Source organism: Chitinophagaceae bacterium (assembly GCA_016713085.1).
Lineage (GTDB): Bacteria > Bacteroidota > Bacteroidia > Chitinophagales > Chitinophagaceae > Lacibacter.
On record JADJPV010000001.1, the window covers coordinates 1,270,856 to 1,284,453 of the forward strand.

Consider the following 13,598-nt stretch of genomic DNA (forward strand, 5'->3'; position numbering starts at 1 on the left):
GACCAGAACCGGCCAATACCGTCAATTGGGTATTTTGCAAAAAGCCATCTAAACCCTATATTTTTGCAGCATGGGAAAATTGAAAGTGCCAAAAAACGGAAACCGTAAAGACCTGATCTTAAAAGCAGGCGCTGCCCTTTTTCGTGAAAAAGGGTTTGGTGCTGCCAGTATGAGAGACCTTGCCGAAACGCTTGGTATCGAAGCTGCCAGCCTGTACAATCATATCCGCTCCAAGAATGAAATCCTGGAATCGGTATGTTTTAATGTAGCCAACCGTTTCAATACGCATCTCGATGAAATTGAAACCGGCAGTCTTTCACCAATTAAAAAAGTGGAAACTCTTCTGCGTTTTCATATTCAGCAGATGATTGAAAACCATGAAGAGGTGATTGTAAGCGACAGGGAATGGAAGCATCTGGACGAGCCTTACCGTTCAAACTTTCATACACAACGCCGCAATTACCGCAAACGTTTTGCTTTAATTATTGAAGATGGAATGAAAAAAGGTGAGATTAAAAAAATTGATGCACCTACTGCTGTTGTTATCATTTTACATTCTGTAAGTGGTATTGAAAGCTGGCACCGTTCAACCGCAAAAATCAGTGGCGCTGAACTGGAAGATAATATGATCATGATTATGATCGACGGTTTGAGAAAATAAGATAAGAACGGTTTGCATGTCCATACACTTTCATCCGCTTTCGATTAAGGAAGTAAAAAAAGAAACAGCTGATTGCATCACTGTTTTATTTAATGTACCCCCCGACTTAACCACAGCTTTTCAATTTACGCAGGGGCAGAGCCTTACTATGCGTACAACGATCAACGGTGAAGAGGTAAGAAGAACTTATTCCATTTGCAGCAGCCCGCTGGAAAAACAATTAAGGGTTGCCATTAAAAAAGTGGAGGGCGGTTTGTTTTCAACCTTTGCCAATGAGGGTTTGAAGAAGTCGGACATACTGGAAGTAATGCCTCCTGTAGGAAGGTTTTACACAACGCTGGATCGGGCACATCAGAAAAATTATACCGCCTTTGCTGCGGGCAGTGGCATAACACCCATCTTATCCATCATCAAAACAACACTGGCAACAGAACCAAACAGCAGCTTTACGCTGGTATATGGAAATAAAAGCCGGTCATCAATTATTTTCTTTGAAGAACTGGAAGCACTGAAGAATAAATACATTAGCCGGTTTAACCTCATTCATATTTTAAGCAGAGAAAAAACAGATGCTGATATTAACTTCGGAAGGATTACAAAAGAAAAATGTTCGCAGCTGTTTGACAAACTGATTAACATCAAAACAACTGATGAGTTTTTTATATGCGGACCTGAAGACATGATCTTTTCAGTAAAAGATTTTTTAGAAGCAAATGCAGTTGACGAAAAGAAAATCCATTTTGAACTGTTTACTACACCGGGACAAAGCAACAAGACGTACGATGTAAGAGGTACGATGTACGGTGTAAGCAGCCCCCAAAGTAATATTACAGTTAAGCTTGATGGAAGGAGTTTTGATTTTACGATTCCAACCAACAGTGATACAACTATTTTAGATGCTGCTATGCAACAGGGAGCTGATGTTCCTTATGCCTGTAAAGGTGGAGTTTGCTGCACCTGCAAAGCAAGGCTACTGCAAGGTGAAGTAAGCATGGATGTTCACTGGGGATTAGAACAGGAAGAAATTGAACAGGGATATATTCTTACCTGTCAATCACATCCCAAAACTGAAAAAGTGGTGGTAGATTTTGATGTGAAATAATTCCAACTGATTAATTCAATTTTTTTTCAAACCAATCATTCACCTGTTCCCCGATTTTATCTTTATACGAATGATGATGATACTCATTGGTATCAGTCTCGTACACATAATCAGTTTTCCATACGTTGTAATGCAGGGCTACCTGTTCAATGGCATCAATGATAAAGTTAATTTCATCGTTGGTCATTACAGGATGAACAGACATGCGGATCCATCCCGGTTTGCAGGAAAGGTCACCACTGTTAATTTCATCAAGAATTTCGTAAGAATGTAATTCATCAACATGCAGTAAAATATGACCATAAGTACCTGCACAGGCACATCCTCCACGTGTTTGAATTCCAAAACGGTCGTTGAGCAATTTAACTACAAGATTGAAATGTGTTCCCATGACGATAAAAGAAATTACACCCAGCCTGTTTGAGTTTTGTCCTTCCAGTAATTCAATTCCTTCCACTTTTGGAAGACGATCAAAAATGATCTTCAATAATTCTTCTTCCCGTTCCAGCATTTGTTCAACACCCATTTCTTCTTTCAGTTTTACCGCCAGTGCTGCTTTAATTCCCTGTAAAAAAGGTGGAGTACCACCATCTTCCCTGTGTTCAATATCCGTAATGTATTCATGATACTTCCATGGGTTGGTATAAGTTACCGTTCCACCGCCGGGCTGATCGGGAATAATATTATGATATAAACTTTTGTGAAAGATCAATACACCGGGCGTTCCCTGTCCACCCAAAAACTTATGCGGCGAAAAGAATATCGCATCAAGATCTGCATCTTCCATATTTGCCGGATGCATATCAATGGAAACATACGGTGCAGAACAGGCGAAATCAACAAAACATAATCCGCTATGTGCATGAACCAACTGTGCTACTTTATGATAATGTGTTTGAATTCCTGTTACATTCGAGCAACCCGTGATTGCTGCAACCTTGTTTTTCCTGTGCTGATATTTCTTTAATAATATTTCCAGTTCAACCAGGTTGATATTGCCGTTTTCATCATTGGGAATAATTTCAACATCTGCAATTGTTTCAAGCCATGATGTTTGATTGGAATGATGCTCCATATGTGACACAAAAACAACCGGTTTCAACTCCGGATCAATATCAAGGTAATTGCTGAACAGGGAATGGATACTTACTTTGCTGCTCTTCAATTCATCTGCTGAAGGGAGCCTGCCCTGTTTTACATAGTCCATAATCCGTTCGGGAATACGCAAACCAAGCAGACGTTGCAGTTTGTTTACTGCACCGGTCATACCACTTCCTGCAAAAATCAACACATCATCAGAACCGGCATTTACATGTTGTTTAATAATATGCTTCGACTGTTCATAAGCACGGGTCATAGCTGTGCCTGTTACCGTTGTTTCGGTATGAGTATTCGCCAGCAACGGCATAATTTCATGCTGAAGTCGTTCTTCAATTGGGGCATAGGCCCGGCCACTGGCAGTCCAGTCGGCATAAATCATTTTCTTAATGCCGTAGGGAGTTTCAAAACTGGTGTTGATACCAATGATATTATTTCTGAACTGTTGAAAATATTGTTGAAGCAATGCAGTAATTTTTAAGTTGTAGCAAAAGAGGTTGAAAAATTAACAGCTTTCGTTTTATACAAAATAGCTCATTAAAAGAGTCACAAATTTAGCCCTAACACATGTTAGTTGTTGTTTATTTTTTCTATCTTTCCCTCGTCAGATTTCAAATCTAAGTAACACGCATGTCATTACCAGAAACAGATAACCAATTTCAACTAAAAATCGATGCTGAAATCAAGATTGAGCCAAAAGACTGGATGCCGGAAGCTTACCGTAAAACCAATCTTCGCCAGATTAGTCAGCATGCACACAGCGAAGTAGTTGGAATGCTGCCCGAGGGGAACTGGATCAGCCGTGCTCCTTCTTTAAAACGTAAAGCAATCCTTATTGCTAAAGTGCAGGATGAAGCTGGCCATGGTTTGTATTTGTATTGTGCAGCAGAAACGCTTGGCATGAGTCGTGAACAGATGATTGATGATCTGTTGAGTGGTAAAGCCAAATATTCTTCCATCTTTAATTATCCATCATTAACATGGGCCGATATGGGTGCAATCGGCTGGCTGGTTGATGGAGCAGCCATTCTGAACCAGGTGATGCTTTGCAGAACTTCTTACGGACCGTATGCAAGAGCAATGGTACGTATCTGTAAAGAAGAAAGTTTTCATCAGCGCCAGGGATTTGAATCGTTGCTGGTGTTATCAAAAGGAACAGCTGAACAAAAAGAAATGTGCCAGGATGCAATCAACCGCTGGTGGTGGCCAAGCCTCATGATGTTTGGACCGAAAGACAGTGAAAGCACCAACAGTGATCAAAGCATGAAGTGGAAGATCAAACGCAAAAGTAATGATGAACTGCGGCAGAATTTTGTTGACATGATTGCTGAGCAGATAAAACTTCTCGGCATGACTTTACCCGATCCAAACCTGAAATGGAATGAAGAACGCAGGCATTATGATTTTGGAGAAATCAACTGGGAAGAATTCTGGAATGTGGTAAAAGGAAATGGTCCCTGCAATAAACAACGCCTGGATGCAAAACGTAAAGCACATGAAGAAGGCAGATGGAGGAGAGAAGCAACAGCATGTCATGCAGAAAAAAGGAAGAAACCCCAAACCCCTGAAGGGGCTTTAGCAGCAGCTTAATAAAATGTAACACTCTGAATGATGAACATTCAAATAAGAAAATTTTATTACGGCGATATTCCTGACACAAATACAGGTGGTAACCTCTCATCGGAGAGTTCCCAAGTTCCCCCTTCAGGGGGCGGAGGGGGCTGGCCTTTATGGGAAGTATTCATCCGCAGCAAACAGGGATTGGATCATAAACATGTGGGCAGCTTAAAAGCTGCTGATGCACAGATGGCTATTGAAAATGCAAGAGATGTTTATACAAGAAGAATGGAAGGTGTAAGCATCTGGGTGGTGGAAAGCAAATATATTCATGCAAGTAACCCCGATGATGCAGAGAGTTTATATGACCCTGCCAATGATAAAGTATACCGTCATCCTACGTTTTACGATTTACCTGATGAAGTAAAACATATGTAGCCTCCCCCAACCCCTCCAAAGGAGGGGCTTAAGAAACAGTAAAAAGAATTTGAAAGACTTTATTAATGCAAACCCCGGAACCTTTAAAGAATAAAAAACACCTTGATATTGCAGGGTCAAAAGTCCCTCCTTTGGAGGGATTTAGGGAGGCGTATATATTACACCTGGCAGATACAACTCTAATCCTGTCGCAGCGCAACAGCGAATGGTGCGGGCATGGACCAATTCTTGAGCAGGATATTGCCATCACCAATATTTCTTTGGATCTCATCGGGCAGGCAAGAAATTTTTATCAGTATGCGGCACTGTTAATTAATCAATCAAAACAATCGGGGGGACTAAAAAGCCCCCCCCCCGGGGGAAAAAAAAAAAAAAAAAAAGGGGGGGGGGGGGGGGGGGGGAGAGGTCGATGAAGATCAGCTTGCATACCTACGTACTGAAAGGGAATTCAAAAACCTGTTACTTGTTGAACAACCAAATGTTGATTGGGGGCAAACCATACTCCGTCAGTATTTATTCAGCCAGTTCCAATTTTTGTTATACCGGCAATTACAAAATCATACAGATGAAGAGCTGGCAGCCATTGCAGCTAAAGCAGTGAAAGAAACAACTTATCATCTTCGCTGGAGCAGTGAGTGGGTGATTCGTTTAGGTGATGGTACAGAAGAAAGTCATACAAAAATGCTGCATGCCATTGATGAACTGTGGAGATATACAGGTGAACTGTTTATTCCATCTGCTTATGAAACAGCATGCGGAATTGATGTTGCAGCATTACAGGAAGATTGGATGCAGAATGTAATTCAGATTTTTCGTGAAGCAACATTACCTGTACCGGTGAATACGTTTATGCAAACAGGCGGTAAAGAGGGAATCCATACAGAACATCTTGGTTATATCTTAACTGAATTGCAATATCTGCAGCGAACTTATCCCGGTGCTAAATGGTAAACACATCAATCATATCTCAACAGGATATCCGGAACATTCTTGCAACAGTGTGTGACCCTGAAGTGCCCGTATTAACCATTTTTGATTTAGGGATTGTAAGAGATGTCCAAATCAACAATGAGAAAATAGAAATCATCATCACACCTACTTATACCGGCTGCCCTGCTATGGATATGATCGCTATGAACATCCGCCTGGCATTAGCAGAGCATGGCTGTAAAAACGTAACCGTAACAACAGTGCTCTCGCCTGCATGGACCACTGACTGGATGACGGAAGAAGGAAAACAGAAATTGAAAGCTTACGGTATTGCGCCACCCAATCCAAAACAGCAGGTATGCAACGATAAACTCTTCGCTGCAGCTGAAGCAGTTCAATGTCCGCATTGCAACTCGCATCATACAAAACGGATCAGTGAATTTGGATCAACTGCCTGCAAGGCATTATATCAATGCGAAGAGTGTAAAGAACCCTTTGATTATTTTAAATGTCACTGATAGTTGAGAATGTAAAAATATAGTTCCGATATTTATTTGAAATAGCATTTCTAAATCAACCAGCCATGTCAACTGTTTTATTCGAAATAAAAAACTCCATTGCGTTCATCACTCTTAACCGTCCTGATAAATTCAATGCATTCAACCGTGAAATGGCTTTGCTGTTGCAAAACATTTTAGATGAATGCGCATCACTGAATGAAATCCGTTCTGTGTATATCACTGGTGCCGGAAAAGCTTTCAGTGCAGGGCAGGATATTGGTGAACTGGTGGGTGAACATAAAATGGAGCTTGCACAAATTTTATCAGAGCATTATAACCCCATTGTAAAGCGTATTCGCAATATGCCAAAACCTGTTATTGCAGCAGTAAATGGAGTTGCGGCAGGAGCAGGTGCCAACATCGCTTTGTGTTGCGATATTGTTATCGCCGCTGAATCTGCTTCTTTCATCCAGGCATTTTCAAAAATTGGGTTGATACCTGATAGCGGTGGCACATTTACTTTACCAAGATTAATCGGCTGGCAAAAAGCAAGTGCATTAATGATGACGGGTGATAAGGTTTCAGCGAATGAAGCAGAACGAATGGCAATGATCTATAAAGTTTTTGCTGATGTTACGTTTGAAGAAGAAAGTAAAAAGATTGCCCATACACTTGCGCAGATGCCAACCAAAGGACTTGCGTATACAAAACATGCTCTGAACTATTCATTCAGAAATTCATGGGAAGAGCAATTGGAACTCGAAGATCAGTTTCAGCAAAAAGCAGCTGTTACAAAAGATTACACCGAAGGAATCAATGCATTCTTAGAAAAGCGACAGGCAACATTTAAAGGAGAATAATTTTTCAATTCAATAATCATTTTATGAGCAGTCCTCAACAGGTTGTTGCACACATGATGCAGAACGATTTATTCAGTCAGTGGCTGGGTATTGATGTCGTTGAAATAAAAGAAGGTTACAGTAAAATAAAGATGACAGTTCGTAAAGAAATGATCAATGGCTTTGGTATTGTTCATGGTGGTGTTGCTTTTTCTTTAGCCGACAGTGCTTTTGCGTTTGCTTGCAATAACCGGAATAATTTATCGGTAGCACTTGATACTTCCATCAACTTTATTAAACCTGTTCACGTTGACGACCGGTTGACAGCAGAAGCAAAGGAATTACATAACGGAAGATCCACCGGATTATATCATATTTCAATTTACAATCAGAATGATCACCTGGTTGCACAATTCAAAGGAACCTGTTACCGTACCAATAAACCATTGATATGATTTACTCTTTCAAAGGTTTTGTTCCCGTTGTTCACGAAACATCATTCGTACATCCGCTTGCTGCCGTTACCGGCAATGTGATCATTGGAAAGAATTGTTATATCGGGCCGGGTGCTGCTTTACGTGGCGATTGGGGTGCAGTTATCCTGGAAGATGGATGTAATGTGCAGGAAAATTGTACCCTTCATATGTTTCCCGGATTAACGGTTTTGCTGAAAGAAGCTGCACATATCGGTCATGGTGCAGTAATACATGGAGCAACGATTGGCAAAAACTGTTTAGTAGGAATGAACAGTGTATTAATGGATCATGTTGTGTTGGGAGATGAATGTATAGTGGGCGCACTTAGTTTTATCAGAGAAGGAGAAGAATTTGATCAACGCAGTTTAATTGTAGGCAATCCTGCAAAAAAAATAAAAGATGTAAGTGATGAAATGATCGCCTGGAAAACAAAGGGCACTTCTTTGTACCAGTTACTCCCCAATGAGTTAGCCCATGAGTGGAGCCCCTGTGAACCCTTGCGGAAAGTACCTGAAAACAGGCCGGAACAAAAGGAGATCTACTACAGCTTTAAACGGCATGAAAAAAAATAACCCTAAAAAAATTCGTATTTTCCGAAATCTGCTATACTTTTGTTGCATACCTCTGATCCAATCCCCTGACAATCCTCCATTTATTTTATTCATCCGTCATCCCTTATCCCCTGAATGCAATTTAGTTTTCAAATCCTTGCAATAACCTAAGGTCCATCTCCTTTTGAGGCTATTTTATTATTGTACCAAAATTTGAAAACATGAAAAATTTTACTTTCTTAAAAGGAACCCTGTCTCTATTCGTACTCTTTTCTTTAATTTCTGCAAAATTGATTGCACAAACAGCATCAATCACTCCTGGCAATTCAACGATTACTGCTAACAGCTCACAAACGTTTACAACAACTACAGCCGGCCTTGGCAGCAGTAACGACAACAGAACTTTTGTGTATACTATTTCAGGTCCGGGTGCTACTATACCGGCAAGCCCTGCAACGTTCAACTGCAGTACTGGTTGTAACACCGAAAGTCATACGTTTCAATTTCCAACTGCAGGGGTTTATACAGTGTCTGTAACTGTTACACAAACACAAAATGGTTCAGCGACTGCAACAGCTTCTACTACAATAACTGTTACTCCACCTCCTCCTCCGGCAGTAATTCTTGCTCCAACTCCTGCTGCTTCTGAGGTTGTTGGTGGCAGTCTTAATTTCACTTCATCAACCGCAAATTTTACCGGAAGCGGAACAATTACTTATACATGGTCAGTTTCCCCCGGAACTGATGGTGAAGAGTTTGTAATTCCTGCAGGAAACAGCAGCAGCAAGAATATCATATTCAATGCAGCCGGTGAATACACTGTAAGCGTTGTTGCCAGCAGGGGAAGCGAAGTGGCAGCCTCACCAATAACTACAGCTACCGTTTTTCAGCCAAATCTTTACTCTACTTCCGGCACGGGAGCAATCAGAGCATATAAGATTAACCCGATTATTGGTTCAGTTACAAACGGACCTGTTGATCTTATTTCACCTTCGTCAAGCACGGCGGGCTTAGGAAAAAACAAAGCAAATGCAAATGACCCTAACGGAAATCTGTATTACATCCTCAATACATCAAACAATGATGGACTGGTAGAAATTTATTCTATGAGTCCAACCGGTACAGGCAATACCTCTGTTGGAACAATTGACCTGAACGGTGCAGGTAATACTACCAGTCTTGGATTTGTACGAATTGGCTTTGATGCAAATGGTAAAGGTTGGATCATTGCAGGTGATGGTTCTGCCAATATTTACATTGCTTCTTTCCAGGGTAATGGTACAAATGCAATCACAGATATTAATACCTACGGTAATACCTCTCTTGCATTCAGCGGTGGTGGCTCAGCTGCTGATTTTCAGAATGGTGATTTAGCAGTAGGCCCTAATGGTGTATTGTATGCACTGGCAAATGTAACAGGTGCAGATACTTATATTTATACACTTAACTCGTTAGCAAATCCAACAACCCTTACCAGGAAATGGATTGTTCAAACCGGTGGTGCATCATTTACAGGAACAAGTGTAAATGGTGTTGCCTGGACTCAAACCGGGTCGTTGCATATTTCAACCGGAACCGGCTTGTATTTTATTGATCAAACAACTGCAAACAGCGCAACAGGCACTGTGCAAAGTTTTCTTATCAGCAGCCTTAGCGGATTAACTGATCTTGCATCAAGTGAATTCCCTTCCAACTCAACACTTCCGGTTTCATTTGGTGAAGTCAGTGTAAAAAAATCAGGTGCAAATGCTGAGCTGAGCTGGATTACATTAAATGAAATCAATAACGATTACTTCCTTGTTGAACGCAGCGAAGATGGTGTTAACTTCAAATCAGCAGGAAAAGTATTTGGCAAAGGTGGCTCCGCTTCTCAGCAATTCTACAGCTACCTCGATCCAATCAACTCTTCTGCAAAAGTGATCTACTACCGTTTGAAACAGTTTGACCAGGATGGAAAAACATTTTTCTCCAACACCGTTTCATTACGCCTCAGCGGAGTTAAACTGAACAACTATACAGTATATCCCAATCCGTTTGCAAGTGATATTAAACTGCAGGTTGAAACTGAAAAGCAGACTGCAATGACTGTAAGGATCAGTAATGTATCAGGCCAGGTTGTTATAAACAAACAGGTAAGTCTTCAGAAAGGTCAGAATATTGTGGTGATTCCAAATCTTGGTTCACTGAAACCGGGCATGTATATCGTAGAAATGATTTCTGTCGATTGGAAACAGACTCTGAGAGTAACAAAGCAATAAAAAAGAAGGATATTTTACTATCCGGAACAAACCCCTCTTGCCACTATGCAGAGGGGTTTTTGTTTGACTGGATAAATACAAATTCCTGTACCCGCTGTCAAAAAACTATCTTTGCCGCCATTTTATGGAAAAGAACTTTATCGACTATATACGGGTATTTTGCCGCAGCGGACACGGTGGTGCAGGGGTTAAGCATTTTATGCGTAATAAATTAACGGCTATGGGCGGTCCCGATGGTGGTGATGGCGGCCGTGGTGCACACATTATATTAAGGGGTAATTCACAACTCTGGACCTTACTTCATTTGCGTTATTATAAGAATGTACTGGCTGAAGATGGCATTCCCGGTGGGAAGAACAATATGACTGGCAGGGATGGAAAAGATATTATCATTGAAGTTCCTCTTGGTACAATTGCCCGTGATGAAATAACTGGTGAAGTGGAAGCCGAAATTCTGGAAGAGGGTCAGCAGGTAATTTTATTAAAAGGCGGACGTGGTGGTTTGGGCAATGCCAACTTTGCCACACCCACCAACCAGGCACCTGAACATGCACAGCCGGGCGAACCGGGTATTGAAGGCTGGAAAGTGCTTGAATTAAAAGTGCTGGCCGATGTTGGTTTAGTTGGATTTCCGAATGCCGGCAAATCAACCCTGCTTTCATCAATTACTGCCGCTAAACCAAAGATTGCTGACTATGCTTTTACAACCCTTACTCCGCAATTGGGCATGGTTGAATACCGTGATGGGAAAAGTTTTTGTATTGCCGATTTGCCGGGTATTATTGAAGGTGCTGCAGAAGGGAAAGGCTTGGGTCATCGCTTTCTCCGCCATATTGAACGCAACGCTGTTTTATTATTTTTAATTCCTGCCGACAGTAATGATCACCGCAAAGAATTTGAAATACTGCACAATGAGCTGGAAGAATACAATCCTGAAATGCTGCAGAAAGAATTCATTATTGCTGTAAGCAAAAGTGATATGCTGGATGATGAGCTGAAAGCAGCCATTGAAAAAGAGCTGCCAAAAAATATTCCGCATGTGTTTATCTCTGCTGTTACCGGCCAGGGACTTCCCCAGCTGAAAGATATTTTGTGGCAGAAGCTGAATGCATAAAAAGCAGGCATTATTTTCAGTGAAAAGAAAATCTTGAAAAAATTCCTTTCCATAACCGTAACAGAACTGCTGCAGAATTTTTCAGTTATAAAATATGGAATTGCAACAGCAATCATTTGCATTACCTGTTACATCAATTATTTTTCCGGCTTTAAGTTTTGGTTACGGGGCGAAGATTTTCTTTTTTCACTTGCCTGGTATTTCAGCCTGTTTTTTATTTTTTTTCTTGCGGGCATTTTCATTGAAGTAAGAACTGTCTCGTTTAAAAATAACCTGCTTCGTTTTTTATTATTTGCAGCCCCCATCCTGTTTGCCCTAAAAGTAGTAACACCTTTTTCCCGTTTACTGGAAGTAACAGATTCATACAAACATGCGTTTCAACAGCCTGCATCCTGGCTGGGTGGAGTAATTCTTATTTCCGGTTTACTTTTAGTAATACACAGGTTTACAGAAGGGAAATGGGGTTTATATGGTTCAAAAAAAACAAGTCCACTCAGCCCTTACTTTTTTCTGATTTTGCTGATGATTCCATTACTTCTCTGGGCTTCCAAGCAACACGATTTTTCACTTGTGTATCCAAGAGCAAAAGTTATTACAGAAAGCCTTGGCAATGATGCAAAGCCCTGGCACTACATATTATTTGAAGCTGCTTATACTTCTGACTTTATTACCATTGAATTGTTTTTCCGGGGTTTCCTGATTATTACATTAAGCAGAGTGCTTGGTAAACAAAGCATTCTGCCAATTGCTTTATTCTACTTTTCCATTCACCTTGGCAAGCCGATGTTTGAAGCGATCAGCAGTTTTTTTGGAGGCATTATTTTGGGCACCATCGCTTATCAAAACAAAAGCATCTGGGGAGGCTGGCTTGTGCATGTAAGCATTGCATTGCTGATGGAGTTATTTGGTTACTTACTTCGTACGGCATAGCCGGAGGCGAAGCCGTATTTTAACAGCTTGCTGTATTTCCTTTCTTTATTTTTATGCTTTAATCAATCTCCATGAAGAAAATATTTTTCATCTGTTTACTGACTGCATTCTATTACTCCCTTCCGGCACAAACTGTAAGACAACTCCGTAAGTCGGTTACTTTGAAGATGCCGAAAGGGCCGGGTGAAAATGGGGGCACGGTTGCCATCAATTTAAAGAACCGTTTTTACTATGCAACTATTGCCGGCAACAAAACATACAGCATTGCTTATTTCAATGCAGTGGGTGAAATGGTTTCACCTCCTGATCTTGCCTTACTTGCCGATGTAAGAGGAATGTGGTACAGCCCGGGCTTGAAAACCATGCAGGCAAATGCATTCGGCAGTATTGGCTGGGTAAACTATGTACTGGATGATGCCGGTATACCTTACGATGTGAAACCATTTTTGAGCGGACAATTGCAACCTTTCCCCAATTCAGTAGCACAATACAATCAGCGGGAAAATCTGGTGCATTTCTTAAAAGGATCAACAGTTGTGGCTTATGATGCTGCAACCGGAAAAGAAGTAAAAGAAAAAACTGTTTTATTAAAAACAGGCTATTCCAAAAAAGCCCCTCCTCCTGCAGGGTTACTGATTGATTCAGCAAGAGTTTTACCGCAATACAATTCCACTACCGTTCTTTATACAGGTATCAGCAATGCCGAATTTGGTTTGCTGAACCTCCAAACCAATGAAATTGAATTATACAGTAAAGCAGATGGTTTACTGACACAGAAACTTAAACTCCCTGCCGATGCAAGACCAAACGACAAGCTGAATTTCAGCTTTTGCAATAATGTTTACTTCATCTATGATGTATCAACAAGATCCTGGTTTGGGTATCGCTGATATTCATTTTGTTCCTATTTTCGGGTGATGCAGCAATGTCTTTTCTGTGGCTTCATGGTGCAACTGGTGCATGTACACGGTCATTATCAATGCCCTGTATGTTTTACCAATGCATTGCCCTGCTGCGACGGAGATAATTGCCATACCAATCAATACTTTGATGAGAAAGCCAGTGTTGCGGGGAAAAAGCTCAGTGAAGCTTCCTCTGCACAAGAGTGCGACGCCAATACAGCTGATTAATTTACCGCAGACAG

The 13,598-nt window shown here is 41.0% G+C and carries 15 protein-coding genes and 1 pseudogene; 15 read left to right on the forward strand and 1 reads right to left on the reverse strand.

All coding sequences use genetic code 11. The features are described from left to right. Nucleotides 1-70 precede the first annotated feature (70 nt). Together IPK31_06075 and paaK are read left to right on the forward strand one after the other, a co-directional pair. On the forward strand, nucleotides 71-661 hold the full coding sequence (locus IPK31_06075) for a TetR family transcriptional regulator (GenBank protein ID MBK8087530.1): 591 nt from the start codon (nucleotides 71-73) through the stop codon (nucleotides 659-661). Nucleotides 662-677: 16 nt separating this feature from the next. Next, the gene (gene paaK, locus IPK31_06080; GenBank protein ID MBK8087531.1) at nucleotides 678-1,763 is read left to right on the forward strand and encodes a phenylacetate-CoA oxygenase/reductase subunit PaaK; all 1,086 of its coding nucleotides are present in this window, start codon (nucleotides 678-680) and stop codon (nucleotides 1,761-1,763) included. A 10-nt stretch (nucleotides 1,764-1,773) separates the two neighbouring features. Here the strand turns inward: paaK and IPK31_06085 are convergent, their stop codons facing one another. Then, nucleotides 1,774-3,243 carry an aminotransferase class V-fold PLP-dependent enzyme gene (locus tag IPK31_06085; GenBank protein MBK8087532.1) on the reverse strand — a complete coding sequence of 490 codons (1,470 nt, stop codon included), beginning with the start codon at nucleotides 3,241-3,243 and terminating at the stop codon, nucleotides 1,774-1,776. Nucleotides 3,244-3,491: 248 nt separating this feature from the next. On the opposite strand from IPK31_06085, the gene paaA reads away from it, so the two are divergent. From paaA to IPK31_06150, 13 genes and pseudogenes are all read left to right on the forward strand, one after another. Continuing rightward, the gene (paaA, locus tag IPK31_06090; protein MBK8087533.1) at nucleotides 3,492-4,451 is read left to right on the forward strand and encodes a 1,2-phenylacetyl-CoA epoxidase subunit A; all 960 of its coding nucleotides are present in this window, start codon (nucleotides 3,492-3,494) and stop codon (nucleotides 4,449-4,451) included. 21 nt (nucleotides 4,452-4,472) lie between these two features. After that, entirely contained in the window at nucleotides 4,473-4,856 is a 384-nt protein-coding gene (paaB, locus tag IPK31_06095; protein MBK8087534.1) for a 1,2-phenylacetyl-CoA epoxidase subunit B, read from the forward strand. 65 nt (nucleotides 4,857-4,921) lie between these two features. Beyond that, nucleotides 4,922-5,269 carry a phenylacetate-CoA oxygenase subunit PaaI gene (locus IPK31_06100; GenBank protein MBK8087535.1) on the forward strand — a complete coding sequence of 116 codons (348 nt, stop codon included), beginning with the start codon at nucleotides 4,922-4,924 and terminating at the stop codon, nucleotides 5,267-5,269. Further along, nucleotides 5,259-5,807 (forward strand): annotated as a pseudogene (paaC, locus tag IPK31_06105) (phenylacetate-CoA oxygenase subunit PaaC). The gene IPK31_06100 and the pseudogene paaC overlap by 11 nt, the downstream one beginning before the upstream one ends. After that, nucleotides 5,801-6,304: a phenylacetate-CoA oxygenase subunit PaaJ gene (paaJ, locus tag IPK31_06110; protein MBK8087536.1), complete on the forward strand. Its 504-nt coding sequence runs from the start codon at nucleotides 5,801-5,803 to the stop codon at nucleotides 6,302-6,304. Before paaC ends, paaJ begins: the two are co-directional and overlap by 7 nt. 65 nt (nucleotides 6,305-6,369) lie before the next feature. After that, nucleotides 6,370-7,146, forward strand: a complete 777-nt coding sequence (locus IPK31_06115) for an enoyl-CoA hydratase/isomerase family protein (GenBank protein MBK8087537.1) — start codon at nucleotides 6,370-6,372, stop codon at nucleotides 7,144-7,146. A 23-nt stretch (nucleotides 7,147-7,169) separates the two neighbouring features. Next, entirely contained in the window at nucleotides 7,170-7,580 is a 411-nt protein-coding gene (gene paaI, locus IPK31_06120) for a hydroxyphenylacetyl-CoA thioesterase PaaI (GenBank protein ID MBK8087538.1), read from the forward strand. Continuing rightward, nucleotides 7,577-8,173, forward strand: a complete 597-nt coding sequence (locus IPK31_06125) for a transferase hexapeptide repeat family protein (protein MBK8087539.1) — start codon at nucleotides 7,577-7,579, stop codon at nucleotides 8,171-8,173. Before paaI ends, IPK31_06125 begins: the two co-directional genes overlap by 4 nt. Nucleotides 8,174-8,373: 200 nt before the next feature. After that, the gene (locus IPK31_06130) at nucleotides 8,374-10,410 is read left to right on the forward strand and encodes a T9SS type A sorting domain-containing protein (GenBank protein MBK8087540.1); all 2,037 of its coding nucleotides are present in this window, start codon (nucleotides 8,374-8,376) and stop codon (nucleotides 10,408-10,410) included. Between the two features lie 124 nt (nucleotides 10,411-10,534). Continuing rightward, nucleotides 10,535-11,524 (forward strand): GTPase ObgE, encoded by a 990-nt coding sequence (gene obgE / locus IPK31_06135; protein ID MBK8087541.1) that lies wholly within the window; start codon nucleotides 10,535-10,537, stop codon nucleotides 11,522-11,524. Nucleotides 11,525-11,557: 33 nt separating this feature from the next. Beyond that, the gene (locus IPK31_06140; GenBank protein ID MBK8087542.1) at nucleotides 11,558-12,454 is read left to right on the forward strand and encodes a CPBP family intramembrane metalloprotease; all 897 of its coding nucleotides are present in this window, start codon (nucleotides 11,558-11,560) and stop codon (nucleotides 12,452-12,454) included. Nucleotides 12,455-12,525: 71 nt separating this feature from the next. Next, the gene (locus IPK31_06145; GenBank protein ID MBK8087543.1) at nucleotides 12,526-13,344 is read left to right on the forward strand and encodes a hypothetical protein; all 819 of its coding nucleotides are present in this window, start codon (nucleotides 12,526-12,528) and stop codon (nucleotides 13,342-13,344) included. A gap of 27 nt (nucleotides 13,345-13,371) precedes the next feature. Further along, nucleotides 13,372-13,584, forward strand: a complete 213-nt coding sequence (locus IPK31_06150; GenBank protein MBK8087544.1) for a hypothetical protein — start codon at nucleotides 13,372-13,374, stop codon at nucleotides 13,582-13,584. Nucleotides 13,585-13,598: the final 14 nt, after the last annotated feature.

Excerpts from the sequence above, each read along its gene's own strand:
- IPK31_06075 (MBK8087530.1), top strand. The coding sequence starts at position 71 with ATGGGAAAATTGAAAGTGCCAAAAAACGGAAACCGTAAAGACCTGATC.
- paaK (MBK8087531.1), top strand. The coding sequence starts at position 678 with ATGTCCATACACTTTCATCCGCTTTCGATTAAGGAAGTAAAAAAAGAA.
- IPK31_06085 (MBK8087532.1), bottom strand. The coding sequence starts at position 3,243 with ATGATTTATGCCGACTGGACTGCCAGTGGCCGGGCCTATGCCCCAATT.
- paaA (MBK8087533.1), top strand. The coding sequence starts at position 3,492 with ATGTCATTACCAGAAACAGATAACCAATTTCAACTAAAAATCGATGCT.
- paaB (MBK8087534.1), top strand. The coding sequence starts at position 4,473 with ATGAACATTCAAATAAGAAAATTTTATTACGGCGATATTCCTGACACA.
- IPK31_06100 (MBK8087535.1), top strand. The coding sequence starts at position 4,922 with ATGCAAACCCCGGAACCTTTAAAGAATAAAAAACACCTTGATATTGCA.
- paaJ (MBK8087536.1), top strand. The coding sequence starts at position 5,801 with ATGGTAAACACATCAATCATATCTCAACAGGATATCCGGAACATTCTT.
- IPK31_06115 (MBK8087537.1), top strand. The coding sequence starts at position 6,370 with ATGTCAACTGTTTTATTCGAAATAAAAAACTCCATTGCGTTCATCACT.
- paaI (MBK8087538.1), top strand. The coding sequence starts at position 7,170 with ATGAGCAGTCCTCAACAGGTTGTTGCACACATGATGCAGAACGATTTA.
- IPK31_06125 (MBK8087539.1), top strand. The coding sequence starts at position 7,577 with ATGATTTACTCTTTCAAAGGTTTTGTTCCCGTTGTTCACGAAACATCA.
- IPK31_06130 (MBK8087540.1), top strand. The coding sequence starts at position 8,374 with ATGAAAAATTTTACTTTCTTAAAAGGAACCCTGTCTCTATTCGTACTC.
- obgE (MBK8087541.1), top strand. The coding sequence starts at position 10,535 with ATGGAAAAGAACTTTATCGACTATATACGGGTATTTTGCCGCAGCGGA.
- IPK31_06145 (MBK8087543.1), top strand. The coding sequence starts at position 12,526 with ATGAAGAAAATATTTTTCATCTGTTTACTGACTGCATTCTATTACTCC.
- IPK31_06150 (MBK8087544.1), top strand. The coding sequence starts at position 13,372 with ATGCAGCAATGTCTTTTCTGTGGCTTCATGGTGCAACTGGTGCATGTA.